Origin of the sequence: Turicibacter bilis, assembly GCF_024499055.1 — a bacterium.
Classification (GTDB): Bacteria; Bacillota_I; Bacilli_A; order MOL361; family Turicibacteraceae; genus Turicibacter; species Turicibacter bilis.
Genome location: NZ_CP071249.1, coordinates 2,082,583 through 2,108,900, shown reverse-complemented (window position 1 = coordinate 2,108,900; position 26,318 = coordinate 2,082,583). Strand labels below are relative to the sequence as shown.

Sequence of the window (26,318 nt, the reverse complement as noted above, 5' to 3'; positions counted from 1 at the left end):
TGTTATTTTTAATATGTTAATTTTAAAGTAACCTTATGAATGAATTTAAAAAAAGGAGTCAAAAATGACTCCTTTTATGCTTCAATTCTTAAATTCTTATGGTAATATTTTTTATCCTCATCTGTAATTTCACGAAGAACACGACATGGATTTCCAACTGCGATTGAATTAGCTGGAATATCTTTTGTAACAACACTTCCTGAACCAATGACACAGTTATCCCCAATTTTAACACCTGGATTAACAACTGTATTCCCACCAATCCAAACATTATTTCCGATCGTAATTGGTAAAGCATATTCATATTCTTGATTACGAGGCTCATGATGAATCGGGTGACCAGCTGTAAATAAGCTAACATTCGGAGCAATAAATACGTTATCCCCAATTTTAACTTTGGCACAATCCAGAATCGTTAAATTATAGTTCGAGTAAAAGTTATTTCCGATTTCAATGTTATATCCATAATCACAGCGAAATGGCGGTTCAAAGTAGAAATTTTCCTTTGTTTGACCTAATAGCTCGCGTAACAAGTTATGACGCTCTTCAACGAGCATTGGATCCATATTATTAAATTTGAACAAGACTTGCTTTGTATATTGGCGCTCTTTTACTAATTGCTCTTCACCTGCTAAGTATGCTTTTCCAGCTAACATTTTATCTTTTTCAGTCATCTGTCTTCCCCTCCAATGGTAGTGCCTAACTACATGAATTTCATCATAACATATCCCTATATATGCAACAATAGTTGCTGTAAAATCAGTAACCCGATACAGAAAAAGGCACCCTAATAGGGGTACCTTGAATTAATCCATATAATTATTTGTTTCAGTGGGTAAACCTTTATATCGTAAACGTGATTCAATAATATCTTTAATAATTGAATAAATGACTGCAAACATCGGAACTCCAATGATCATTCCTACTAATCCAAACAGTTTTCCTGCAACTAAAATTGCGAATAAAATCCAGAAGGCTGAAATTCCAATTGAATCTCCTAAGATTTTAGGTCCAATAATATTTCCATCGACTTGTTGAATCACAAGAACAATGACTAAGAACCACAATGCTTGGATTGGAGATACGAATAAAATGATAATGGCTGATGGGATTGCACCAATAAATGGTCCGAAAAATGGGATAATATTCGTAATCCCAATAATCACTGAAATTAATAAGACATACGGCATCTTAAAAATAGCTAAGATGATAAAGGTTAAAATCCCAATAATCAATGAATCAACAATTTTTCCACCGATGAACTTACCAAATGTTAAGTTGGTACGATTCGCCAAGTCTAGAATAATTGTTGTATGCTTTTCATTAAATAACGATGTCACAACTTTTTTTCCTAGTCCAAAGAATTTTTCCTTGTCCATTAATAAGTAAATAGAAATGATAATACCTAAGACAATGTTCCAAATACTTGAGGCAATAGACATCACAGCATTTCCGACAATCGGTAAAACGTTTGTTAACAACTGAATTACCCAGTTTGTAATCTCTGCGAATTTTTCACTAATGAGTGTCATATATTCTTGATTAATATTCATTTCTTGCAACTGCGTATCAACAATAATAGTTAGCTCTTTAACATATCGTGGAATATCGTTAATTAATCCACGGACACTTTCAATTAATTGTGGAAGAACAAATTGCATAAAGACATATAATATAATTCCTGCGGTAATATAAGAGAGTAAAATCCCTAGACCTCTTATCGATGACTTTTTAACTTTATTTAGCCCTCTCATTTTAAATACTTTATTTTCATAAAACTTAAGAATAAAGTTTAATAAATACGCAATAATGAATCCGATAATGAAGGGTTGAAAAATACCCATAATTTCATTTAACTTGCCTGCGAAGCTTTCAAGCTTTGAGATAATATTATAAAAAATAATACTTAAACTCACAACAATAAACGCATATACTGCAATCGTGTTATATTTCTTATTCCAGTTGAATTTCATATGTCCTCCTTATGACTTTTTAATTAGTCTTCCTAATCCGCTATCTAATTATAATTATATATCATAAATAAGGTAAAACTTATACCTATGTTCCTATATTTCTACTATTTTTCTATATATGTAAAAAACCACCCGAAGGTGGTTTTTATTATTTCAATTTAATAGCTCCAGATAATACATCATATCCTGTATAAGCTAAAGCAACTGCAGCTGTTATTAAACGATCATGAGCCAAATCTGTTACCGTTGCATCAACCATTTGTTGAGAATGTCCTGTAATTTCACAATCAGCAATTCCGATATACGGATGAATAGTTGGACATACATTACTAATGTTTCCAATGTCTACTGATCCTGTTCCTTTACGATGTTTATGAATCTCTGTAATTCCTAATGAACGAAGGTTTTCGTTAAATGTCTCTGAAAGCACAGCATTTGTTTTTAAATCATCATATGATAACTCATAGTTACTTACTTCTAAAGTTGCTCCTGTCATTAAAGCGGCTCCTTGAGCAATACCTAACACTTTTTCCTTAACAACTGCTACATATTCTTTAGTTGCTGCGCGGATATAAAACTGTGCTGTTGCATGTTCAGGTACGATATTGGCAGCAACCCCACCATTAGTAATAATTCCATGCATTCTTACATCTGGTGTCACATGCTGACGTAAAGCATCTACTCCATTAAATAATTGAATCACTGCATTTAAAGCATTAATCCCATTTTCAGGAGATGCAGCTGCATGAGACGGACGACCTGTATAATCAAACTGTAAAGCTTCCATCGCTAAAGATGTTCCACTTTCTGTCGTAAATCCCGAAGGGTGCACCATCATAACAGCATCCATCTTGTTAAACAGTCCAGCCTCTGTCATAGTCACTTTTGCTCCATTTGTTTCTTCGGCAGGTGTTCCGAACACATAGACTTTTCCACCGATTTCATCGATAACTTTACTTAAGGCAACTCCAGCCCCGGCACTGATTACACCAATCATATTATGACCGCATCCATGTCCTAGTTCAGGTAAGGCATCGTATTCACAAAGGTATGCCACTGATAAACCTGGTTTCCCACTATCGTATACAGCCTCAAATGCAGTGTCTAACCCTGCCACTGGGCATTTAATTTCGAAATCATGTTCTTTTAAAAAGGTTGTTAATTTTTCAACTGCTTTGTATTCTTGATTCCCTAATTCCGGATTATCATGAATAAAGCGATTCATGTCTACTAAACGTTCTTTTAATGATTCCCCGATTGATAATAATTCTTTTTTCATTATACTGTCTCCTTATGACCATCCCATTAAGATGGCAATTGTAATAAAGATAATTGCTAATCCACCAAAAATTAATTGAACTGGCCAAACCCATTTAATCCATTTTGCCCATGGAATTCCCGCTACACCTAAACAAGCCATTAAAACAGCACTTGTTGGGAAGATAGCATTTGAGAATCCATCACCAAATTGGAAAATTAAAATTGAAGTTTGTGGTGTAATACCAACTAACTCACCAAGCGGTGCCATGATTGGCATCGTTAAAGCAGCTTGTCCTGATCCCGATGAGATAAAGAAATTGATAAACATTTGAACAAAGAACATCACATATCCAGCAACTAACGATGGCAATTGTCCAATGAAGTTTGATAAGTTATAAAGAATCGTATCAATAATTTGTCCGTCTTGAGCAATGATAACAATTGCACGTGCAAATCCAACCACTACTGCTGCACTAATCATATCTTTTGCTCCGTGAATGAATGAATTGGCCATATCATCTAAACTTAAACGCCCAATGAATCCACAGATAATTCCCGTTGCAAAGAAGATAGCCGCAATTTCTGGAATTCCAAATCCAAATTGTAAAACACCTATAACGATAGCAGCTAAACATACTAAGATAGATGCTAAAATAACTTTATGTTTGAATGTGAATGGTAAATGTTCAGATTCTGCGTCTTCTAACTCCTGACGACGTACCTGATCAATTTCGTAAACTGGACTTAATTGTGGATTACGTTTAATACGGCGTCCATACCACATTAAATATAAAATTGAAGCTACTGTTGTAACCGCCCAGATGATCGTTCGGAATCCAACCCCTGTTCCTGCTGGCACCTGTGCGATACTTTGAGCAATTCCTACCGAGAATGGATTTAACATGGCTGTTGCGAATCCAACAATACATCCCATATAAGAAATTGCCATCGCCATAATACTATCGTATCCTAAGGCTAAACATAAAGGAATAAGCATCGCAATAAATGGAATAGCTTCTTCCGTCATTCCGAAGATGGCCCCACCTAATGAGAATAATCCCATAATAACCGGAATCATTAACATTTCTTTTCCTTTAAATGATTTAACGGCATTTGTAATTCCAGCATCAATAGCACGTGTTTTTGTAATAATTGCAATTGATCCGCTAACTACAAATAAGAAAGCAATAATTTCTGCCGCTCCTACAATTCCATGAATTGGGGCTTGTAATACACTAAATAATCCTTGTGGGGTTTGATCAACATAAGCGAATGAACCATCAACAACGACTGTTTTCCCTGCATCATTGACGATACGCTCATATGTTCCTGCAGGTAAAATCCATGTTGCTAATGCTACGATAACTAAAATAAATGTAACAATGACTAAAGTATGAGGGACTTTAAATTCTTTTGTCTCCTCTTTACCATCAACTCTTGGTTTTCTTAAACTAAGCATATTTTTTTCTCCCTCTTATTTTAAATTTTAAATAGTGTTTAGTTGAAAGAGGCAAATAAAAAAAGCCTTGAGCCATTCACTCAAGACCTTCAGAAAAGAACAATAGATCATCCTTATTTCCGATTCTCAAATGATAGCTCTCCACGATTATTGGGACGACTCTAATCAAAACATTCAAAAAGTCCTGAGGCCATTCTCAAGACTTTTATCATATAACCGTACTAAGTTAGGATGATTTAAATCCGGAATGATAGCCCTCCACAATAATAAATTGTGACAATGTTAAATATCTTCTACTTAACACCAGCTCTATAACCTTAAAGTATCAGTTATAGGCTTCGGCGAGAATCCCTTTCCTATCGCGTCAACATCTTCACTCTTCGATAGTACTCTTAATTACCGCACCTCTATCTAAAACCTATTTAATTTACAATGTCATCTTATCTTATTTTATACTCAAAAACAACATTTTTTTATTAAATAGTATAAGAAACACTTATTTTTTATTATTAAAACATTAAAATTTTATATAAATTAGTTATAAATACCATATAATGTCGAAATTAGCATTTTGTTGTTTGATGCTTGTTTTATCATTCTCTATTTTATAATCATATAGTTTAAAAGAAGACTATTTCGTTTATTTTTTAAATATTAATGTGTATTCATGATGATTTAAGGCTTTATTTTTTTGAATATTTTTAATGAAACATAAAAAGCTGTTGCTACCCCTAACAACAGCTTTCTACGTACCCTTGTAATGATGAACGACACTAACCTTAATTAGAGTGCATAACACTCTCCCTAATTAATGATAGATATAGAAACTTATTTTATATCGATTTTATTTGTAAGACATTTCAAATATGATGTGATTCTTCCAAGATTTCATCTAAATTGACTAAGTCAATTGGATAATCTTCTAAACTAATTTTATTATTAGTTGAGTTATTCGGAGTATCATTTACTTTCGTATCCGGAATGTACTTATTCTTTTGATCGATACAAAATGATAATCGTAATAAATAAATCATCCGATGCATTTGATAATCGTTAAATTTATTCACTACTACGTCCTCCTGTTTCCATAACTATTATAAGTAGTTATTTATTGTGGAATAAAGAAAAAAGAGGTCACAGATTTATTGAAAAATCTGTGACCTTTTACGTAATAGCATCAAGTAAAATACGGTATTCATTTAAATCTTTCTGTTGACCAAGAACATCATTCATAATCCTTTTATATAATCGATTTTGAAATTTCGTATAAATAAACTCATCTAATATCTCTTTATCAACTAATTTTTGAATATCCTCTAACAAAATCAACATGGACTCAAAGTCTTGAGTTTCCAAATATAAATCTAATCCCCACTCTAAAGTCGCCTCTTGTTGTTCAAGAGAACCTTTATGAAAAATAATATCTTTAACCTCGACTAATAAACTATGAGCTTTTTCATAATTGCCTATTCTAAAATAAACTTCGCCCATCAAACATTTGGTAATCGAGCGTTGCTTAACTGTTTCACGGAGAGGGAGTGCTATCTTCAAACAATCAAGTGCTTGTTGATATAGTCCTGAGTCTTTAAAGCTACAGCCTAAATTATGATAAGCATAACCCAAATAATCTTCATAAAAAGGATTATTAATCAATTCGAGTAATAACTCTCTTCCTAACTCATCTCGACCTTGTCTTTTTAAAATAGTCGATTTAATTAAATAAGCTGCCGCTTTAGGCTGTAGATATTCACTTTGTTCTAATACCGGAGTAATCCACTCTAAACTTTTTTCATACTTGCCTTCATTTAAATAACAAAGAGAAATATAATATCGAATGCGATTAATATTTTGCCCCCTATCCCCCTCCTGACAATTAATAGACAGTTGTAAGATAGAAATAGCTTCTTGATATTGCCCTAATGTAATATAATTAGTTCCTACTACCTCATATAAAGAAGCAGGATTTTTAGCAACCTGGATACAGTATCCAATTGCCTTTAATAAATGAGCATTGGCTACTAATAACTCATCATTTTTAACATAGTGTAATCCAAGTAATGTTTCTATTTTAATTTTATATTCAATTAACTCAAAATCTGATGCAATCTTATTAAAAGTTTCATATTGATTTAAGGCATCTTGAAGATTACAATGCTGCTCTAGCCATTCTCTTGCTTGTTCAACAGGTGATTTTATAAACTCAGTATAGGAATAGTCTTGCTGATAGTGACAATTACTTAATTCACAAATTGCATCATAAACATTTCTTAGCATATTTTCATTTAAGGAGCGCTTCTCTGTCTCAATCATACTAATATAATTACGTGAGAATCCATAAGATTCAAATGCAATTTGCTTCAACCCGTACTTATCTCTTGCCTGACGAATCTTTTCTCCTATTGTTAAAAACATTTTATCACACCTAAACTATAATGATACTCTTATTAGATTAAAAACTAATCCAATGGATAATTATAACTTTTTTATATTTATTTTACCACTCATTTAAATGTTAATACTTTTCGAGTATTCAATAAATTTTAAATCCATCTGTCTAACAAAGCTGTTATATTCTTGAATAATTGTACTATGAATTGATATCAGCTGACATATTTTCATTTACTATATACATACAGAAATATTTTGTATAGCAATCTAAATGTTTAATATTTATGCCGTCCAGGACAGACTATAGTCTGGAGCCAGCCTGACATCTTCGAAGAAAATGTATCCTCAGCTGCTAGGGCTTGGGTCACCTGCCATTTCCAACGGAAATGTATCCTCCACTGGCAGGGCTTGGGTCACCTAGCAATTTCTGAAAGAAATCTATTCCTCAATTGCTAGGGCTTTAAAAGTTTTTACGATGTAAAAAACTTATGGGAGCTTATATCTTAATCAAGTTGGTTATAAACCTCGCGACCTTCAACGATGGATAAATAACAATTCATTTCCTCGTCAAAGATTGCAATATCTGCATCTTTTCCGATTTCTAAACTTCCTTTACGATTGGAAACTCCAATGGATGTCGCTGGATTTAATGAAGCCATGTGAATAACTTCGGCAACAGTAGCATTTGTATTTTGCAAGAAGTTATAGATGGCTTTGTTTAATGTTAAGACACTTCCCGCTAAGTTTCCACTTTCTAATCGGGCAGCTCCATCTTTAACAACTACCGGCTGTCCACCAAGATCATATTGCCCATCCTTCATGCATCCTGCGCGCATACTATCTGTAATTAAAACAATCTTTTCTTTTCCTTTATTGTCTAATACGAATTGAAACAATTGTTTATTCACATGAATCGTGTCAGCGATTAACTCAGTAAAAACATCACTAGTTAAAGAGGCTCCGACTACACCTGGCTCACGATGATTTAATGGTGTCATTGCATTAAATAAATGTGTCACATGCGAACATCCTAAAGAAAAGGCTTCTTTGGCTTGGTCATATGTTGCATTTGTATGTCCAATCGACAACGTAATATCTGTTTTTTCTTTCACATCTTTTGTGAATGAATAATCTTCATCCATTTCAGGTGCATATGAAACTAATCTAATCACATCTGTATAGTCTTTGATAAATTCATAACTCGGTTTAATAACATATTGTTCCGGTTGAGCCCCTTTATAAATCCTATTGATAAAGGGGCCTTCCATGTGAGCACCTAATACTTTCGCCCCGTTTAATAATTGTCCCATACATTCACGAACCACATCTAAAGCACCATAAATATCTTTAGGACTCATCGTCATCGTTGTTGGTAAAAATGATGTTACCCCATTCTTAGCAATACCTGCACTCATTAATTTAATCGCTTCCGTTGTTTGATCCATCGTATCTGCTCCGCAGCTTCCATGGACATGAACATCGATTAATCCTGGAGCAATATACATACCCTTAGCATCAATCACATCACAATCGATTGGCACTTCTGTTTGAATATGCTGAATTATTTCATTAAAAACTAAAACTTTATTTTCAATAACCCCATTTAGTGTTACTAATTTCCCATTAATAATTGCTTTCATACTCCACCTCATCCTATTAATCTTTGTTTAAAACAAACTCAAAATTATCATTATTACACCTCCCCTATCTTCCATGACTGTTTTTTCTACAATCAATCGATAACGATTTATTCATGACAGTAATCCCCGTTAAGCTGGATAAATTCCTTTCTTTAGTTAAGAAAAGAAATGTTTAACATTTTGTTATTTCGTTCCTTTACGAACAAAATTGTTCTATAACTAAACTATAGTTGAAAATGATATTTTTCAAGTAGTAAAAAAGACTTTTCTAGCTATTTTAATGTGTGAAAAGTCTTTTTTTATTCCATCAATTTAGTATTTAACACTCAAAATTTGATAGCTATCTAGGTGGCCATAGACTTCAAAATTAGTCGTTAATAAGTTAGTTAGGATAATACTTTCCTCACCCTTATTTTCTCTTCTCACTAAACTTAACTGGTGATCTTTATCAAATCTTAAAAATAGTAATTCTTCATTTTCAATTTCTTGTGGATAGAAATCAAAACCAGTTAGATCATTGGTTAGCTTCTCGGTCTTTTTCGTGTTTAAATCATACACGTAAATTTGATTGCTTCCTGGTACAAAGGTAGTATATTGATCTTTCACTTCTATACCAGCTGAATAATAGAGCCTCGTTCCGTCCTGTGAAAAGGATGGACTCATGGCTACGATACCTGGTTTTGTTATATTCTCGATTTGCTCATTCATCGGATTAAATAATTGTAACTGCTTATTCTCATTCATCATACGCCATGTTCCATTAATAACTGCAATGAGATCATCGTTAGTTGGATGAATGGCTAAATTATCGGGATACACCAACATCTTAATTTGATTAAACGTTTTAAACTCTTTTATCTTCACATCATAAACACATAATGGAACACCATCCATTCGTTGCGAAGCTGAATTAGGTTCACACCAGATATATAACAGCTCACCATTTGTCGATAATTTAGCAATAGAAGGGTCCATTCCAATGTCGTCTTTTGTAATGGGAATATAATCAATAATTAAAGACTCCGTTTTCTTATTTAAATCATATTGAATGATTCCTAAAGGTGAGTATTCTCGAATTAGATATTTCTTCGCAAATAAAAGTCCTTGAGAATTAATCGTTAATTCATCATAATAATACTTTGACTTCTCAATTAAAGAGATGACTTTGTTTTTACTCATATCGTATAAAAATATGCCACCTTCTGATTTAGAGAAGATAAGGTTATTACCATATAAAGTGTACGACTTAACATCAGACATTTGAAATATTGTATCAAATGGATCATTTAACTTTGATAGATAGACGTTTGATTTTAAATCTTGGTAAGCAACAAACTGTTTATTATCAAAGATTTTAGGATTGAAAAAATCCTCACCTTTATTCAAAGTTATTACTTTATTATTTTGCTCCAAATGAATCGCCACAATTTCGTTCTCTTTAATCGCCACAACTGAAGAAGCAGCGAAGACGGAAGTGGATGGTAGCATAAATAAAATGAATAATAAAATAACTTTTTTCATGATAGCAACTTAATCTAATGACTCTGAAATGGTCACTAATATTTCACTTTCTAATGTAGCAAGGACATCATGTTCTACCCTAGCATCAAAGGATAAAAAATCTCCAGTTAATAACTCATAGCTTTGACCATCACTAAAACTCATTCCTATTTCGCCTTTAATCACATAAATGGTCGCATATCCATTATGACTATGTTTCGGTAATCCTCGCCCAACATCAAAATTAAAATAAACGGTACGGATTTTAGAATCACTTGCGATGACTCGTTGATCTTCATTTAAACTTTTCAACTTATAAAATTGATTTTGTTCACTCATAATAGACCTCCATTTCATCAACCTTAGTATGCTTCATGACCATCGTGTTATGAATGACCAAAATTAGGCAACCATCATACAATAGACTAAGGAGGAGATGATATGAGTACTTTTAACCCAAATAAATTGTGGATTAACTATCGCTTGTCTAATCTAAATCAAATTCAACCAAGACGATATACGTTAACACATTCCGATCAGACAGGTGAATTATTTTTAGTCATTGGACCTGATTTTGCTTACGAGAAGTTCACAACAATGCGAGATGAGGTGGCGGCAGAGTGGATGACGAATAGCTCAGGTCAATATTATTTTTATGTTTACATTCGTGTAGATGGAATTGATGGCACCAAATCGTCAACTAAACGAAATGAAATTTTTATGAAAGAACTCCCTTTAGCATTGAGTGCTATTAAACATGGAGATCCTCATTTGTTTCATCTTTATCCACAATTTGAAAATGCCCCTATCTATGTCTTCTTTCAATCACAGGATTCAAAATTAAATCGAACCGAATGCTTTGGTTCTTTTAAAGACTATTAAAGCATTTTAACGAACCCAGTACACTCGTGAACTCGTTTGTATCTTTTTTTGATCATGTCCCAATCCGTCCCTGTATATTGGCAGAATGACTGGACTGGAATCAGTCCTGAAACTTGTGATCGAATCCCATTATTTCCATTTACATAGACGTGTAAATATGTACTTAATTTCATAAATTGTTGCTTTAGGTACCAACGTTGCACCCATTTGTCATCACGGGTCCATGCTTCAAGATAAGTAATCTGTTTTTCCTTTAATCTTTTTTGTGCCTCATTCAACAAAGAAGTGCCAATTCCTTTACGGCGATAATCTGGATGTACAGCTAAATGCCAAATCATAGCCCCTAACGTCTCATGTGCTGTGCAAATAGCATTTGGTTCTTCTTCACACTCAATATCAAGCAATCCTATAACAACTCCGTTTTCTACTGCGACCAATTCAATAGACGGATGTTGATATCTTTCCTTCTCTCTTGCCACAATGTCATAATAAGCCGTATCTAAAAAAGATAACACGCGACAACGTACCCAACTGGTTTCATCTTCTATTTGATAATCCCTAATTTCCATTTAGCTCTCCCCTATCTATATAAAAAACATTAGAATCTCTAGATACTACATATACTTTCATTATACTCACTTGCATCATGAATCATGTTTTTCTTTCCATATATAAAAGAGGTATCGCTAACGATACCTCTTTTCATTTTACTCTTCTACACATTTAACTGTTGTGGTTTGGTTTGATGTTGATAACTGGAAGACTTTATCCATGACAACTGTCACAACAATAGCTCCGAGAGCCAACGTTACCCATCCTAATCCTTGTTTATATAATGGAAGGTATTCACACCATGTTGTTAAAGCTCCTAAACGAACATTTACTTGATTTAAGGCATCTACCACACTTATGATTCCAGTGACTAAGATTGTTACACTATAAACTAAACGACTTTCATTGATAAATCGATTCATCATCGCTAAAACGATTAACATGATTGCCACTGGATAGATGGCATTTAAGATTGGAACTGAAATTGAGAGGATTTGATTTAATCCCATATTAGCTAAAGTAAAACTTGCAAAAGCCAACACCGTAGCCCATACTTTGTAGCTCATTTTTGGAGTTAATGAAGCAAAATATTGTCCACAAGATGTGATTAAACCAACACATGTTGTTAAACATGCTAATGTGAAAACAACTGCTAGTAGGATAGCCCCTGGAGTTCCGAAGATATCAGTCATAACATGCGTTAACGTTTGCGCGCCATTTTCAGTAGCTCCGTAAACAGCTCCGCTCATTGCCCCTAAATGTCCCAAAATCGAATAGATAGCGACTAATAATCCCCCTGCAATTAACCCGGCTTTAACGGTCGTGCTAACAACTCCTTTTTCTTCTTCTAATCCTTTAGTTTTGATTGCTAAAGCAATGACAATTCCAAAGTTTAAAGCTGCAATTGTATCCATTGTTAAATATCCCTCTAAAAATCCTTTAACAAATGGCGTCGTTGCATAATCTCCTGTTGGTTCTCCATAACCACCTAGTGGTTTAATAAGTGATCCTACAAAGATAACTGCAATTAAAGTTAAAAGAGTTGGGGTTAACACCTTTCCCATGCGATCGACTAATTTAGTTGGCGCTAAAGCTAACCAATAAGCCACACAGAAAAAAACAGCTGTAAATAAGAAACGTGCTAAAGTTACTGAAAATTCTGCTGGTAAATAAGGAGCGACTGCCATTTCAAATGGTAAACTTCCTGCACGAGGAATTCCAAGCCCTGGTCCAATTGATAAATAAATTAAGACGGTAAATACAGAAGCAAAGACCGGATTCACACGGTTAGCTAGATTATATAACCCCTTTGACTTAGCAACAGCAACAACTCCAAGTACGGGAAATCCAACCGCTGTAATAAAAAATCCTAACATTGAAACCCACATCTCTGTTCCTGCACTTTGTCCAAGAAACGGTGGGAAGATTAAATTTCCTGCCCCGAAAAACAATGAGAATAACATTAAACTAACTAATAATAAATCTTTTCTTGATAATTTATTCATGAAAATGCCTCCCTTGTGGATTAATCTTTGTTCCCCCAAAAACTAATCTCTAACTTTGATTTTCTAGATTTCACTCAATAATATCACCTAAAATATCAGACTCCAATTGAATCACTCCCTCCAAATACTTAACAACCTTTGAATCAAAAACTTTTCTCATTGCTAAAACATCCGCATAGTAAGTAGTAAAGATCTTCACCTTCCTCAATCAATGAGATAATTTCAGAGAATAAAAAAATCCCATGAATATAACATTCATGGGACGAAAGTTCTCCGTGGTACCACCCAAATTCTATAAGCTAAAAAAGCCTATAGCACTCTACACGTCTCACCTATTTAAAGGTTTTAACGGCTTTTTTTGATAACGGGAAAAGACGCCCGGAAAGACTTACTCTTGATTCAGCCTTACTTCTCAGAGATGATTTTCAGTTAATCCGTGACCATCGACTCTCAGCAAATGTCGACTCTCTGTGGGGTATTAAACTAACTTACTCTTTCTCTTCAACGAATTTGATTTCTTGTTGTGATTATCTTAGCACCTCATAGACACGAAGTCAACACAATATTTACATTTTATTCCATTTATTTGTTAAATTACTAATAACCTACTCTGATTAAAACGTGTCTATAAAAAGAATACTTTCTACATGAAATAACTCAAAAGATATTCCTCTACTTAACATAACTACTATTGACAAATAGATCCTATCAATTATTAGCCTTTATATGGATTTTTTTTCGTATAGTGAATATCTAGCGTGAAATGTTATAATGTAATCTTACCCTGCGGTCGTTAACACCCTGGGTTTTGAATATTAACTATGAGGTGAGATTTATGACTGGTGTTGAACAAATTGTTAAGGATACAACTTTAACATTTGAACAGAAAGTCGTAGCATTAGCACGTTATGCTGAAAATAGTGTTCAAGTCTTAAATATTTCAGAAGAAACACAAGCGTTACGTGATGCGGGAATTATTTGTGATTTATTTGAGGGAAATGTCCCATATCGTCCACGCTATATTCTTCCTAACTATGAGAAATTCATGAAAGAAGGATGCCAATTCTTACAACTAGATCCCCCTAAAAACATTTGGGAAGCAACAAACTACTTATTAATTTTCTATAAGCATGTTCCTTCGATTACAACAATGCCTGTATATATTGGAAACATTGATTACTTATTAGAACCATTCATTACAGATGAAGAAGAGGCTAAATTGGCAATTCGTTTATTCTTCACACAATTAGATCGCACAATTACAGACTCATTCTGTCATGCTAACTTAGGTCCAAAACCGACAAAAGCAGCTAAGATTATTTTAGAAGTGGAACGCGAACTAGAAAACGCCATTCCTAATTTAACGTTAAAATATAATGAAGAAACACCAGACGATTTAGCTATTGAAGCGATTAAAACTGCTTTAGTAACAGCTAAACCAAGTTTCGCTAACCATGCGATGTTCACTGAAGATTTAGGTGATTACGGAATTGCAAGTTGTTATAACGGTCTTCATGTTGGTGGAGGGGCCCACACATTAGTACGTATGCGCCTTTCAAAACTAGCGGAAACAGCAACTGATATCGATGATTTCTTCAACAATAAATTACCTCATGCCATGACTTGTATGGCAAACTATATCAATGAGCGCATTCGATACATCGTTGAAGAAAGTACATTCTTTGAAACAAACTTCTTAGTTAAAGAAGGATTCATTTCAAAAGATCGTTTTACTTCAATGTTTGGATTAGTAGGACTTGCTGAGTGTGTGAATACTTTATTAAAAGCGGAAAAATTAGAAGATAAATTTGGTCATTCACAGATTGCAGATGATTTAGGTGTGCGTATCATGGATGCCATGGAAGACTTCATCAATAACTTTGAAAGTAAACATTGTACTGTGACAAATGAGCGCTTATTATTACATGCTCAAGTTGGAATCGGTGATGACATTAATACAAGCCCAGGTTCTCGTATCCCAATTGGAGAAGAACCAGAGTTGTGGAAACATTTAAAACAAACGGCTCGTTTCCACAAATACTTCCCATCAGGGGTTGGGGATATCTTCCCATTCGAATTAAATGCAGCCAATAATCCTGAATTTATTTTAAATATCATTCAAGGGGCATTTAAAGAAGGAATGCGTTACTTCTCACTTTACTCATCAGATGCAGATGTGATTCGTATTACAGGATACCTTGTTAAACGTAGCGAAATTGCAAAATTAGATCAAGGAATTGCTACACTTCAAGATACCGTTGTGCTTGGACAAGGACAAGTTCGTAATGGAAAAGTGTACGAGCGAAAAGTACGCTAATGAACGGTTATTTAAATAAAATCATTCCTTTCAGTTCTGTTGACGGCCCTGGAAATCGTACCGCCATCTTTTTACAAGGATGTAATTTTGACTGCGTCTACTGCCATAACCCTGAAACCATTAATCATTGTATTAACTGTAGTTTCTGCGTCAGTTTCTGCCCGGTTGAAGCACTATCTGTCAATCGTGAAGAACGACGTGTTCTTTTCAATCCAGCACTTTGTGTTGAGTGCGATGCCTGCACGAAAAAATGTCATCGTAACAGTACTCCTAAATATAAAGTCCAATCAGCCGATGACATCATGAAAGAAATTGAAAACTATCGTCCATTTATTCAAGGGATTACTGTTTCTGGCGGTGAGTGTACACTACAAGCTCCATTTTTAATTGAGCTTTTCACCAAAGCAAAAGAAATTGGATTAACATGCTTCATTGATACCAATGGATCAACGGATTTAAGGGAGCATCCTGAACTAATGGCTTTGACAGATGGGATTATGCTTGATATAAAAGTATGGGATAAAGAAACTCATCGAAAATATATAAAAGCTGATAACGATATGGTCCTTAAAAATTTAGACTACCTTGTGGATTGTGGAAAACTTTATGAAGTTCGTACGGTTATTGTGCCTGAACTCTTTAATAATGAGGAAACCATTCGTGAAGTCTCTAAAAAAATTAGTGGACATAATATTCGTTATAAGCTGATTAAATATCGTCATCTCGGTGTTCGGAAAAATCATTTAAATATGCAAACCCCAACGGATGATGACATGAAAAAATTAGAATCTATCGCTCATAACTTAGGCGTTTTAAATACAATTATTGTTTAACTTAAAACGGAAGTAAGCCTAATTGCTTACTTCTGTTTTTTTTATCTTTTTAAAAGCTCTTAGTGAAGGCTTTTTATGATGACCTATCTTTTTATAGTAAATTTGTAGTATAATGCTTTAAAAGGTGGTGCTATCATGACAATCCGTATTCAAAAATTAACCTTTTGGTTTTACATTTGGTTCTTCTGTTCATTATCTTATTTATCTAATTTAGGAATCTCTTTAAATCAACCCAGTATCATAATCCTAACACAGCTTCTTTTATTCCTGATTTTCTTAGGAATTTCATTAGTTGTGCTTTCTAAACGCCAAAAAGAAATTAAAGAGTTAACAAAAGCTCCTTCATTTCAAGCTCTTTATCGTCGTGAAATAATAACAGCTTGCGTTATTGCATTCAGTAGTGTGATTGATATCTTTTTCTTAACTAATATTTCTAAACTTATTTACTTAATTGCAGTATTTTATCACTTATATTGGTTTATTAAAAATTATTCATTATCAACAACTACCAACAAGTAAAATAAACCTCTATCAACTATCGATAGAGGTTTATTTATTATCCATCAGTCACTCTCAGATTAATTTATTTCGTTTAACGACAAACAAAATTAAAGGTGTGAATTTAAAATAGTTACCTTATTATAAGTCCCCTAGTCATAATCCCCACTTATAATGATAGCCGTTCTAAGTATGTACTGACTTTATGTTACAATTTAATTAAATGTATTGTCACTACTCTTGACTTATATGCCTGTCATTTCCTTATCCCTCAGTGCATATCATTTATATTGGATATATATAAATACTTGAATCTATCATCATGAATCTTTATAAAAGGAAGTGGTATTATGGGGTGGTTTAATGGAAGAACAGCCGCAATCTGCATTATTCTATTTATTGTATTCGCCCTACTATACACAGACTTCTTCGATGACATAAAAAGATGAGACTAAAACTGGTCTCATCTTTTTTACTATTTAATAATATACGTATGATCAAGTGGGCCATTCCCTTGGCCTAAATCTAATCCTTGTTTCAATGCCCCTGTAATATAATCTTTCGCAAATTTAACACTATCTTGTAGTGAACATCCCGCTGCTAAATGGCATGCAATGGCCGATGATAAGGTGCATCCTGTCCCATGTGTATTTTCAGTCAACACACGTTCACTATTGAATCAATACTCTTGTTCATTAGCATAGAGTAAATCATCCGCATCACTCACAGAGTGTCCACCTTTAACTGAAACGCCTCCGTTTAATTGGCCTGAAATAGTTTTTGCTGCATTTATCATGTCTGCTTTTGAAGTGATTTTAAATCCGCATAACACCTCAGCCTCTAAAAGGTTAGGTGTTATAATTGTGGCTAACGGGAGAAGTTGATGAATGAGCACATCCGTGGTATTTAATAAAAATTAATACGATTCGCCTTTTAATGGTTTTGTAAAACAGATAATACGATTCGCTTCTTCAAACCCAACACAACGATGAAAGTTTAGGCTTTCTTCACTAGATAATTCACAGTCACTTGCTAATTCTTCACATCCTTGTTCACGTGCCCATTTTTCACATGCAGCTAATAATTGTTTTGCACCACCTTGTTGACGATAATTCTCAACAACGAAGATTCCTTCTAAGTATCCAACTGGACTACTATGTGTCCCTTCTACATAATCATGTCTTAAATTAACCTGAGCAAAACCAATGGTTTCATTTTTATCAAGTGCTAAAAAGTAGGCTCCTTTATTCTCTTGTATTGTTTCTGAAATTTTTAGTGCCATAGCGTGCATTGAGTGATGGGGCCATAAAACTAACGCTAATCTCGCTACATCTAATACATCATTTAAATTTGCTTGTTTAATGTTCATAAAGTCTCCCTCCTAACCCTTTCAAGACTACTCTCGTTGTGGTCTGTTTTAATATGATTTATACAATTTATCTCTTTAAAATTGTATAAATTATCAATCTTAACCATAAAGTTATACAAATAAAAATCTCATACAGTTTTGTTACTACTAATATTACAATATCTACTTCCTCTATATGTAATCGATTACACACTTAATTAATATAAAAACGCATCCACTAATAACAGTCAATATTATACAATATATATAAAAGTGCTTTCAATCAATATACATAAAGCCATTAAATTATGATATAATGACTTCAGATATGGAGGGGGGATATTTAAAATGTATTGTTTTAAACCAAAAGCGGATTATTCTAGATTAGATTTTATGCTTTATCACTGTGGTAACAATGATTGTGAAAAGAACCAATCATGGGGGCCTGGAATTCGTGATTATTATAGCCTATATTATGTAACAGAGGGGTCAGGCTTTTTAACGATCGATGGACAGGATTATACAATCGTAGAAGGAACTTGCTTTCTAATTCCACCACAAGTTATTGTTAGTTACAGACCAGATTTATTGAATCCATGGTCCTATCATTTTATTGGATTTAATGGTCAAGCCGTGGATGATTACTTAGCACGTATTGGATTATCTGTCTCATCTCCTATTTCAAATTGTGAGAATGGTAAGAAAGTTGAAGCTTGTTTTGAGTACATTCTCGAATCAGTTAACCATCCAAAGAGTGCAGATTTACAAGCTATTAGCGGATTCTATGCTTTAATTGGAACACTCTGTGATCATACTGAACCACAAATCCCTAGAATTCAAACAATCAGTCGCCAAGCTGACTATATTCGTCAAGCTATTGAATATATTGAAACAAATTATTCACGTCAAATTACAGTTGAGGAAATCTCAAATCATGTTGGAATCAACCGAAAGTACTTAACTAAATTATTCAATGAGAAAATGGATAATTCTCCAAAGAATTATCTCATTCAATATCGAATTAATAAAGCTTGTCGTCTATTAAAACAATCAACATTAAGTATTCAAGAAGTTTCGCACTCTGTTGGATATACAGATGCACTTGTATTCTCAAAAATCTTCAAAAAAGTTGTAGGAACTTGCCCACGAGAATACCGTAGTGCGAACTTTACATCTTAACAAAGGAGTCGTTATGGCAAACTTAGATTTTATTTATAAGCGTAAAAGTATTCGTAAATTTAAAAATCAATCCATTCCAAAAGAAGATATCTTAACTTTATTAGATGCAGCTACTCATGCTCCATCACCAAAGAATCAACAGAATTGGCACTTCGTTGTGTTACAAAATCGTGACATTATCAAAAAACTCACTGAAATCGTCTCTGAAAGTCATATTGCTATTGCTGAAATAGCTCGTTCTGAAACAGAAAAAACACACTATATGAAATTATTAAAATACTATACTCTATTTCAACATGCACCTGTTGTTATTATCGTGTACGCTAATGACTATGACATGATTGAGTATGATATTTTAAAAGCAAATGGAGCCAGTGAACAACGCTTAGCTGAAATCATGGCACCTCAATCAGCAGCTCAAGGAATTGGAGCGGCTGTTGAAAACTTCTTATTAGCTGCTACAGAAATGGGATATGGAGCTTGTTACATGACGGGCCCAACACACGCTAAAAATAGAATTGAAACATTAATTAATTTTAACAAGCCTGGTTATCATCTTATGTCTTTAATTGCTTTAGGCGTTCCTGAGGAAAATACGCCCCCTGCACCTAAACGTAAACCACTTGAAGAAGTAGTAACCTTCATTGACTAATAAAAAAAGATGACTTGATGTCATCTTTTTTTGTTAGTATTATTTAAAAATGCTAGCATTTCATTTTATTGTTCTAATACAAAGATAGCAGCTTATAAATCTCTCCTCTGTTCAAAATACATTTCAAATTGAGCATGGTCACCTATGCTATGTAGTGGGTTTACAAACTCATAGCTTTCTTCCGCTGATAGGGAATGGGTCACCTACCATTTTCGAAAAAAATGTATCCTCAATTACTAGGGCTTTAAAGCTTTCGCTATATTAAAAACTTATCTGGAGTTATATAGCTAAATAACCTGATAAAATAAACCGTGTTTTTTACAATAGAAATAAAGCTTCCCATGTTTACGTTTTTGGAATCTAAATTGCATATGCCACTCAGGGTATTGTTTACTCATTAAGATAGTGTCTCCTGTAACAAAAGCGGTGAAGGTAATGTAGTGCTCTTTTGTCATTTCATGATTGGATGTAACGTATAATTCTCCATCGATTTCTTCAATGTTTAGTTCATGTCCAGCTTCTACTTTTTTTGGTACTAATGATTGTAATGTTTTTCCACAGCAAGATAAACTTGCTTCTGCTGTTGCTGTCATTAAATTTCCACACTGTGGACATTCATAAAATTTTAAGTTTCTCATATTTCCTCCTATTTGTTCATTAATTTTCAACTCTCCAGCTAATAGATGATCGACACTGACTCCAAAAATAGTTGCAAGTTCAGGTAATAATGAGACGTCTGGACAGCCTAGTCCTCGTTCCCATTTACTAATCGTTTTATCACTTATATTCATTAATTGGGCCACTTGCTTTTGGGTCATATTTTTTTCTTTTCGTAATTCATAAATCAACACACCAATTTTTTGATAATCCATCATTCTAGCCTCCTTTCAATTCTTATCAAAAACTAAAGCACACCCTATATCATTTTAACAACTTTTATGTCTTATTCAATAAACGCTTCGTAGAGTTAAGGATAATCAAAGAAACTAGCCCAACTGTAAAACTATTTTTTAGTCGGAATCAATGAAATAACCTAATTACTTTTGGCGTCTAGGTTAGGATTAAATATTTTAAAGTCACCTATTCATCCTTTCCCAAGCACTGTTAAATGAAAATGACAAAGCGCAATTTCTAAATCAATATACTAATACACCTTCTGCTTCTAATACAGTTAGCGGTGGATTAAAGTCTTGGTTAAAAAATAGCTTGGAGAACTCTAATCCCGGTATAAATTTTGATCAATTGATTCAAAATATAATCTCCCCCAATACAGTATTTGATTTCCTTGAAAACTTATCATATATCATACAACCATTCAAAGCTCTAATAAAGTGATCAGACTAATAATTGATTAATTTTAATTCTATCCTCTTTTTATTTTTTATTTACATTTTAATAGTCACATCATATAATAAGAGTATTGAATAGGCGATGGAGTTCGCCATTAACCGCGAAAGCTAATGACTCCTACTCTTTAATTCTTTTTATTGTGGATTAAAGAGTAGGAGTCTTTTTTGTGAGTTATCAGTTAGGAGGTAAAGATATGACACTTATCATTGTATTAATTAGCTTATTGATTATCGGAATATTGGCTCATTATAGTGGGAAACTTATTGAATATATTAAGTTACCCTCTTTAATTGGAATGATGCTTATTGGGATGTTAATTGGTCCATCATTCCTAAACTTAGTACCAGATGCCACACTAACTATTGCACCAACACTAAAAGATATTGCCCTAGTAACCGTGCTATTTATTGGAGGGTTAGGGATTAGTGTAGCCCAAATGAAACAAATCGGTCGCCCTGCCATCTTATTAAGTGCTATTCCAGCAACACTCGAAGGGTTTACAATCGCATTAATGGCTATGTTATTTCTTAAATTTAGTTTTATTCAGGGAGCTATTTTAGGATTTATTATTGCAGCTGTAAGTCCAGCTGTTTTAATTCCATCAATGATTGATTTAATTAATCGTAAAGTTGGCCAGGATAAAGCTATTCCTCAAATGCTTCTCGTTGGCGCAAGTGCAGACGATACCATTGCTATTACTTTGTTCACTACTTTTTTAGGTATTTATATGCAAACAACAAGTGGTGAAGCTATTTCTGTTCCGATGCAACTGTTAATGATTCCATTAACCATCATCATCAGTGTAGCAGCTGGATTTATCGTATATAAGCTTTCAAAACCAATCATTGAAAAGATTTCTTCATCGATTGGGAAAGTCATCGTCGCGTTTGGATTATGTTTATTGATGCGAGCCATAGAAAAATATTTTCATCTTGAAATCTTTAACTCATTATTAACTGTCATGCTTTATGGGTTCTTTATTCGTAACTATGTTGTGGATAGTTCCCAAATGATTCTTAATCAAATGAATCGTATTTGGAAAACTGGTAAACTTTATTTATTTGCCTTTGTAGGAATGGCAATTAATCCAACATTAGTTGGAGAGTTTTTCTTGATTGGATGTGGAATTCTAGCTATCTCATTAAGTGTACGCTCAATTGGTGTGTTAATCTCATTAATCGGGACTAACTTATCATTTAAAGAACGTATCTTTTGTGTCATTGCTTACCTCCCTAAAGCAACGGTTCAATCCGCCAAAGCTGCCATTCCAATGCAAATGGGAGTTGCTGGTGGAGAAATTATGCAGGCTATCGCTATTTTAAGTGTGTTAATTACTGCCCCAATTGGTGCTATTGGAATTAAATTAACAAGTGACCGTTTACTTCAAACAGAAAATTAAAAAGGGTTAACGATTTATCATCGTTAACCCTTTTTCTTATTTATTTTATAAAAAGATTCCTAAAATAGCGCCTGTTAATAAAGTTGAAATTGTTCCACAAATTAATGCTTTAATTCCTAGTGTTGCAACCTCACCTTTACGTTCAGGTGTTAGTGACGCAAATGCACCGACTTGAATTCCAATAACTGAGAAGTTCGCGAAGTTACACAATACGACCGATAAGATTGCAATCGTTCGAGGGGATAACACGTTTATAACATCAACCATTTCTCCATAAGCAACAAATTCATTTATACTTAGCTTCGTTCCAATTAATGAAGCAAAAGTAAATGCCTCGTCTGGTGGAATATGAAATAAGTAAGCAACTGGTAAAAAGACGTAACCGAATAATGTTGATAGACTTACCCCAAATAATCCTAAAAAGGCATTCACGATGGCAATAAGTCCAACAAAGGCAATTAAACTTGCACCAACATTAAGAGCTAATCCAAGTCCATTACTCGTTCCTTCTGAAATAGCATCAAACAATGTTTCAGCTTCAGAACCAACAATTTCAGTATTTGCTGTTTTTGACGTTTCTGTTTCAGGCAACATCATTTTTGAAATCATTAAGGTACTAAATGGAACAGTAAAGACTGCGATTAATAAATATTTGATATCAATTCCCATCATACTATATCCACCTAAAATACTCGCTGAGGCGGAACCAAAACCACCGACCATGACAGCAAATAGTTCTGATTTTGTTAACTTCGGTAAATAAGGTTTAATGACTAATGGCGCCTCTGTTCCACCTAAAAAACTATTAGCTACTGCACAAAAAGTTTCAACTTCTGTAGTCTTCATTAAACGTGCAATAAACTTCCCAACATATTTCACTAAAAATGGGATGATTTTTAAAAAGTATAATACTGAAATTAATGCTGACGTAAAAACGATAAGCGATAAAACATTAATAGCAAACACATATCCTTCAGCAATTCCTCCAATAACTGCAATTAAACTAAAGATGCTATTCATGCTGCACGCTACTTTCTATTAACGGTTGCGAATCTCGTTTAATTTTTCTTCAATCATTGATAAAACTTTTTTCTTATCTTCTTCATTATTAACATAATCAATTTCATCAATATTGATGACAAGTACTTCGCTAGCATCGTAATGTTGCTCAATCCAGTTGTCGTATCCTTTCCATAACTCATAGTAATAAGATACTAATCCTTCATCTAATTCATATTCACGTCCACGTTTTTTGATACGTTCAATAATTGTTTCAAAGCTTCCTGATAAATAAATCATTAAGTCTGGCGCTTTTTTGGGTAATCCTTTTAATTCCTCCATCATGTTGTCTAAAAGGGATTCATATAAACTAAATTCTAATTCTGAAATACGACCTAGTTCTTTATTAACTTTAGCAAAATACCAATCTTCATAAATACTACGATCTAGTACATTATTATCATGAACTAAAGCTTCTTTAATACTTTTAAAACGGGTATTTAAAAACCATAATTGTAATAAAAACGGATAACGTTTCGCTTGGATTTCCTCTTCTGATGCTGTATAAAATAACGGTAAAATTGGATTATCATCCACACTCTCATAAAATACTTCTGAATTAAAATGCTCTGCAACAAGTTCTGCTAAACTTGTTTTCCCAGCTCCAATCATAGCTCCAATTGTAATCAACATTCTTCACCCTTACCTTTCATAAACTTACTTAAAAATACAATAGTTTTTTTGAGATAGCAACTCTTAGATAACGCCCCTCAAAAAATAGCACGGTTTAAATCATAGCACAAAAAAACAACAAAATCACACATAATATTCTGTCCAAATTTCACCATAATTTTTTATCCACAAGTTATTTTTTGACAAAAAAATCATCTTCCCTTTCGCAAAGAAAACGATTACAAACCGCGTTTTTCAATCTCCTATTTTGTCAAGAAAAAATTAAAATTTACTCTTTTTTAAACGACCAATTTAAAATAAAATTTTATTTATCCACAAGCAAAAAAATTAAATAAAGCTGTGTTTCATCGACAATTTTATAGATAGATGATTTGTTAAAATTCATGTTATTCAATAACTATTAATGGAAAGGGAGAACATGATTATGTATCAACTATTAAAAACTCTTAGATTTATTAGTATTATCGGTAGCATTACTAATATTTTTCTCTTATTATTGAATCTGTCGATTATTCTTATCTTTAATTCACTCGAACATATTTTAGCTCTTTCTTGGAAAAGCTTTTTTATTATTACAATGATAACTTTAATATCTTCTATCCTAGGATACTTCTTACACGGACAAAAAATAAAGATAAAGAAAAGAGTCCATAATGAATAACCCAGTTGCCTAAAAACTTAATTAAATAATACATAGCCTCTCTTGTATGACGTCTGCTTCTTGTTGTATTCCAGTATTTAAAAAAGTTGTATTCATAAATTCTCTCCTAAATAGATAATAAACACCCCTTGGATACATTTGACTAATTGTTAAATAATTTTATTTTTTCTATTAAGATTATAAAAAGCTCCTAGAGATTATCTTTTAGGAGCTTTTACGTTAATTCTTATAAATACCTTTTAAAGTGCCTTGATCTAAAATATGCCCATCCATTTGATGATACAACTCGTTATAGTTGAATCCTTGTTTTAAATCAAGCATTGTGTCTAACGCATAGACATGAATTTCATAAACATGAGGTGCATCTGGTGGCGCCATTCCACCGTAATAACTACAGGCTTCTACTGGGGTACCGTCACTTATCCAGCTATTAACACCTTGAATAAAATCAGTCGCACTTTGGCTTTCATTTTCTTGAAGTTGTGTTTTTGTAATATTGGCAGCTGTCCAATGAATCCATGAGAAACCACAGACTGGAAAGGCATCCTTATCTTCTAAAACTAATGCATACGAAACGGTATTAGCCGGTGCATCTTCAATTTTTAAAGGTAACGAAACAGTCGGCATCTCATACTCATTCATTGGTCCACGTTTCCCGTAACGATCATGAATGACACCATTAACAATACCTTGACTACTTAACTTCATTAAATCATCTCCTTTCAACACTGTCTTTATTATACCTAACGCTGAATTAAATTAATACTTCATCGTAAAAAAAGTCACTCAGGAAGAGTGACTTAATTAATCTTTAAGAATCCAAACTTTTTCATAAACTTGACCAAATTCAATGTCACAAATAAAGCCATTACGGTCACATAAATAAAGTTTATTTGTAATTGGATCTTTTTTTAATTGACCTGAAAGAAAAACCATCTCATCATAACACTCGACTTGAAGTTTTTCCCCTAATTTTACACGTTCAATAAATTCACGAGTAAAATAGTCATGAATGTGTAACTCATCATTATTCACAACAAATAAAACATCATTAAACATTAAACAACACCTCTGCTATTGTCAAAAATATTTCTTTATAAAACAAGTTATCATTTCTTCTTCACCTGAAATTAAAACTTGGTATTACCTAATTCATAACTATAACACATAGTAAAATACAAATTAAGCAATATGCTAAGCAAATAGATTTCATGAAAAAAGCTAAGTCAG

The 26,318-nt window shown here is 33.3% G+C and carries 24 protein-coding genes, 1 pseudogene, 2 riboswitches and 1 other annotated feature; of the genes and pseudogenes, 7 read left to right on the top strand and 18 right to left on the bottom strand.

Annotated features, from left to right (window positions below):
- Positions 1-74 precede the first annotated feature (74 nt).
- From J0J69_RS10175 to J0J69_RS10135, 9 genes are all read right to left on the bottom strand, one after another.
- Positions 75-674 (bottom strand): sugar O-acetyltransferase, encoded by a 600-nt coding sequence (locus J0J69_RS10175; protein WP_212724361.1) that lies wholly within the window; start codon positions 672-674, stop codon positions 75-77.
- Positions 675-806: 132 nt separating this feature from the next.
- Positions 807-1,973: an AI-2E family transporter gene (locus tag J0J69_RS10170; RefSeq protein ID WP_212724360.1), complete on the bottom strand. Its 1,167-nt coding sequence runs from the start codon at positions 1,971-1,973 to the stop codon at positions 807-809.
- 148 nt (positions 1,974-2,121) lie between these two features.
- The gene (locus J0J69_RS10165) at positions 2,122-3,252 is read right to left on the bottom strand and encodes a M20 family metallopeptidase (protein ID WP_212725983.1); all 1,131 of its coding nucleotides are present in this window, start codon (positions 3,250-3,252) and stop codon (positions 2,122-2,124) included.
- 12 nt (positions 3,253-3,264) lie between these two features.
- Complete coding sequence (locus J0J69_RS10160; protein ID WP_055305307.1) at positions 3,265-4,692, bottom strand: YfcC family protein; 1,428 nt, start codon at positions 4,690-4,692, stop codon at positions 3,265-3,267.
- Positions 4,693-4,935: 243 nt separating this feature from the next.
- A riboswitch (Lysine riboswitch) is annotated at positions 4,936-5,110 on the bottom strand.
- A gap of 442 nt (positions 5,111-5,552) precedes the next feature.
- Positions 5,553-5,759, bottom strand: a complete 207-nt coding sequence (locus tag J0J69_RS10155; protein ID WP_055277279.1) for a hypothetical protein — start codon at positions 5,757-5,759, stop codon at positions 5,553-5,555.
- A gap of 97 nt (positions 5,760-5,856) precedes the next feature.
- Positions 5,857-7,104 (bottom strand): helix-turn-helix domain-containing protein, encoded by a 1,248-nt coding sequence (locus J0J69_RS10150; RefSeq protein ID WP_212724358.1) that lies wholly within the window; start codon positions 7,102-7,104, stop codon positions 5,857-5,859.
- Between the two features lie 479 nt (positions 7,105-7,583).
- Positions 7,584-8,720 carry an N-acetylglucosamine-6-phosphate deacetylase gene (gene nagA, locus J0J69_RS10145; protein WP_212724357.1) on the bottom strand — a complete coding sequence of 379 codons (1,137 nt, stop codon included), beginning with the start codon at positions 8,718-8,720 and terminating at the stop codon, positions 7,584-7,586.
- Between the two features lie 312 nt (positions 8,721-9,032).
- Positions 9,033-10,241: a TolB family protein gene (locus tag J0J69_RS10140; protein WP_212724356.1), complete on the bottom strand. Its 1,209-nt coding sequence runs from the start codon at positions 10,239-10,241 to the stop codon at positions 9,033-9,035.
- Positions 10,242-10,250: 9 nt separating this feature from the next.
- Positions 10,251-10,559 carry a cupin domain-containing protein gene (locus tag J0J69_RS10135; protein ID WP_212724355.1) on the bottom strand — a complete coding sequence of 103 codons (309 nt, stop codon included), beginning with the start codon at positions 10,557-10,559 and terminating at the stop codon, positions 10,251-10,253.
- 102 nt (positions 10,560-10,661) lie between these two features.
- Here J0J69_RS10135 and J0J69_RS10130 point away from each other — a divergent pair, with 102 nt between their 5' ends.
- A complete protein-coding gene (locus tag J0J69_RS10130; protein ID WP_212724354.1) occupies positions 10,662-11,102 on the top strand; it encodes a staygreen family protein in 441 nt (146 codons plus the stop codon).
- On the opposite strand, the gene J0J69_RS10125 is transcribed toward J0J69_RS10130, so the two are convergent.
- Together J0J69_RS10125 and brnQ are read right to left on the bottom strand one after the other, a co-directional pair.
- Positions 11,099-11,671, bottom strand: a complete 573-nt coding sequence (locus J0J69_RS10125; protein ID WP_055277268.1) for a GNAT family N-acetyltransferase — start codon at positions 11,669-11,671, stop codon at positions 11,099-11,101. The genes J0J69_RS10130 and J0J69_RS10125 overlap by 4 nt on opposite strands.
- A 138-nt stretch (positions 11,672-11,809) precedes the next feature.
- On the bottom strand, positions 11,810-13,159 hold the full coding sequence (brnQ, locus tag J0J69_RS10120; protein WP_212725982.1) for a branched-chain amino acid transport system II carrier protein: 1,350 nt from the start codon (positions 13,157-13,159) through the stop codon (positions 11,810-11,812).
- A 255-nt stretch (positions 13,160-13,414) separates the two neighbouring features.
- Positions 13,415-13,673, bottom strand: a binding site (T-box leader).
- A 321-nt stretch (positions 13,674-13,994) separates the two neighbouring features.
- On the opposite strand from brnQ, the gene J0J69_RS10115 reads away from it, so the two are divergent.
- The 3 genes from J0J69_RS10115 to J0J69_RS10105 all read left to right on the top strand — a co-directional run bounded on the left by J0J69_RS10115 (position 13,995) and on the right by J0J69_RS10105 (position 16,828).
- Positions 13,995-15,476 (top strand): YjjI family glycine radical enzyme, encoded by a 1,482-nt coding sequence (locus J0J69_RS10115; protein ID WP_212724352.1) that lies wholly within the window; start codon positions 13,995-13,997, stop codon positions 15,474-15,476.
- The gene (locus J0J69_RS10110) at positions 15,476-16,309 is read left to right on the top strand and encodes a YjjW family glycine radical enzyme activase (RefSeq protein WP_055305299.1); all 834 of its coding nucleotides are present in this window, start codon (positions 15,476-15,478) and stop codon (positions 16,307-16,309) included. The genes J0J69_RS10115 and J0J69_RS10110 overlap by 1 nt, the downstream gene beginning before the upstream one ends.
- A gap of 135 nt (positions 16,310-16,444) precedes the next feature.
- Entirely contained in the window at positions 16,445-16,828 is a 384-nt protein-coding gene (locus J0J69_RS10105; RefSeq protein ID WP_212724351.1) for a hypothetical protein, read from the top strand.
- Positions 16,829-17,282: 454 nt separating this feature from the next.
- Here the strand turns inward: J0J69_RS10105 and thiD are convergent.
- Together thiD and aac(6') are read right to left on the bottom strand one after the other, a co-directional pair.
- Positions 17,283-17,702, bottom strand: a pseudogene (gene thiD, locus J0J69_RS10100) (bifunctional hydroxymethylpyrimidine kinase/phosphomethylpyrimidine kinase).
- Between the two features lie 21 nt (positions 17,703-17,723).
- Positions 17,724-18,176 (bottom strand): aminoglycoside 6'-N-acetyltransferase, encoded by a 453-nt coding sequence (aac(6'), locus tag J0J69_RS10095; RefSeq protein ID WP_055245245.1) that lies wholly within the window; start codon positions 18,174-18,176, stop codon positions 17,724-17,726.
- 327 nt (positions 18,177-18,503) lie between these two features.
- Here aac(6') and J0J69_RS10090 point away from each other — a divergent pair, with 327 nt between their 5' ends.
- Entirely contained in the window at positions 18,504-19,334 is an 831-nt protein-coding gene (locus J0J69_RS10090; RefSeq protein ID WP_055245244.1) for an AraC family transcriptional regulator, read from the top strand.
- A gap of 13 nt (positions 19,335-19,347) precedes the next feature.
- Positions 19,348-19,986: a nitroreductase family protein gene (locus J0J69_RS10085; RefSeq protein ID WP_055277512.1), complete on the top strand. Its 639-nt coding sequence runs from the start codon at positions 19,348-19,350 to the stop codon at positions 19,984-19,986.
- 287 nt (positions 19,987-20,273) lie between these two features.
- Here J0J69_RS10085 and J0J69_RS10080 read toward each other — a convergent pair whose 3' ends face one another.
- The gene (locus tag J0J69_RS10080) at positions 20,274-20,858 is read right to left on the bottom strand and encodes a helix-turn-helix domain-containing protein (RefSeq protein ID WP_055245189.1); all 585 of its coding nucleotides are present in this window, start codon (positions 20,856-20,858) and stop codon (positions 20,274-20,276) included.
- A 546-nt stretch (positions 20,859-21,404) separates the two neighbouring features.
- Positions 21,405-21,463: riboswitch (Fluoride riboswitch) on the top strand.
- A gap of 39 nt (positions 21,464-21,502) precedes the next feature.
- Here J0J69_RS10080 and J0J69_RS10075 point away from each other — a divergent pair.
- Positions 21,503-22,735, top strand: a complete 1,233-nt coding sequence (locus J0J69_RS10075) for a cation:proton antiporter domain-containing protein (RefSeq protein WP_256637863.1) — start codon at positions 21,503-21,505, stop codon at positions 22,733-22,735.
- 45 nt (positions 22,736-22,780) lie between these two features.
- Here the strand turns inward: J0J69_RS10075 and J0J69_RS10070 are convergent, their stop codons facing one another.
- The 4 genes from J0J69_RS10070 to J0J69_RS10055 all read right to left on the bottom strand — a co-directional run bounded on the left by J0J69_RS10070 (position 22,781) and on the right by J0J69_RS10055 (position 26,147).
- Positions 22,781-23,755 carry a NupC/NupG family nucleoside CNT transporter gene (locus tag J0J69_RS10070; RefSeq protein WP_212725981.1) on the bottom strand — a complete coding sequence of 325 codons (975 nt, stop codon included), beginning with the start codon at positions 23,753-23,755 and terminating at the stop codon, positions 22,781-22,783.
- A gap of 18 nt (positions 23,756-23,773) precedes the next feature.
- Positions 23,774-24,424 (bottom strand): deoxynucleoside kinase, encoded by a 651-nt coding sequence (locus J0J69_RS10065; RefSeq protein ID WP_237252655.1) that lies wholly within the window; start codon positions 24,422-24,424, stop codon positions 23,774-23,776.
- A gap of 883 nt (positions 24,425-25,307) precedes the next feature.
- Positions 25,308-25,796 (bottom strand): YbhB/YbcL family Raf kinase inhibitor-like protein, encoded by a 489-nt coding sequence (locus J0J69_RS10060; protein WP_212725980.1) that lies wholly within the window; start codon positions 25,794-25,796, stop codon positions 25,308-25,310.
- 96 nt (positions 25,797-25,892) lie between these two features.
- On the bottom strand, positions 25,893-26,147 hold the full coding sequence (locus tag J0J69_RS10055; protein WP_055277502.1) for a hypothetical protein: 255 nt from the start codon (positions 26,145-26,147) through the stop codon (positions 25,893-25,895).
- Between the last annotated feature and the right edge of the window lie 171 nt (positions 26,148-26,318).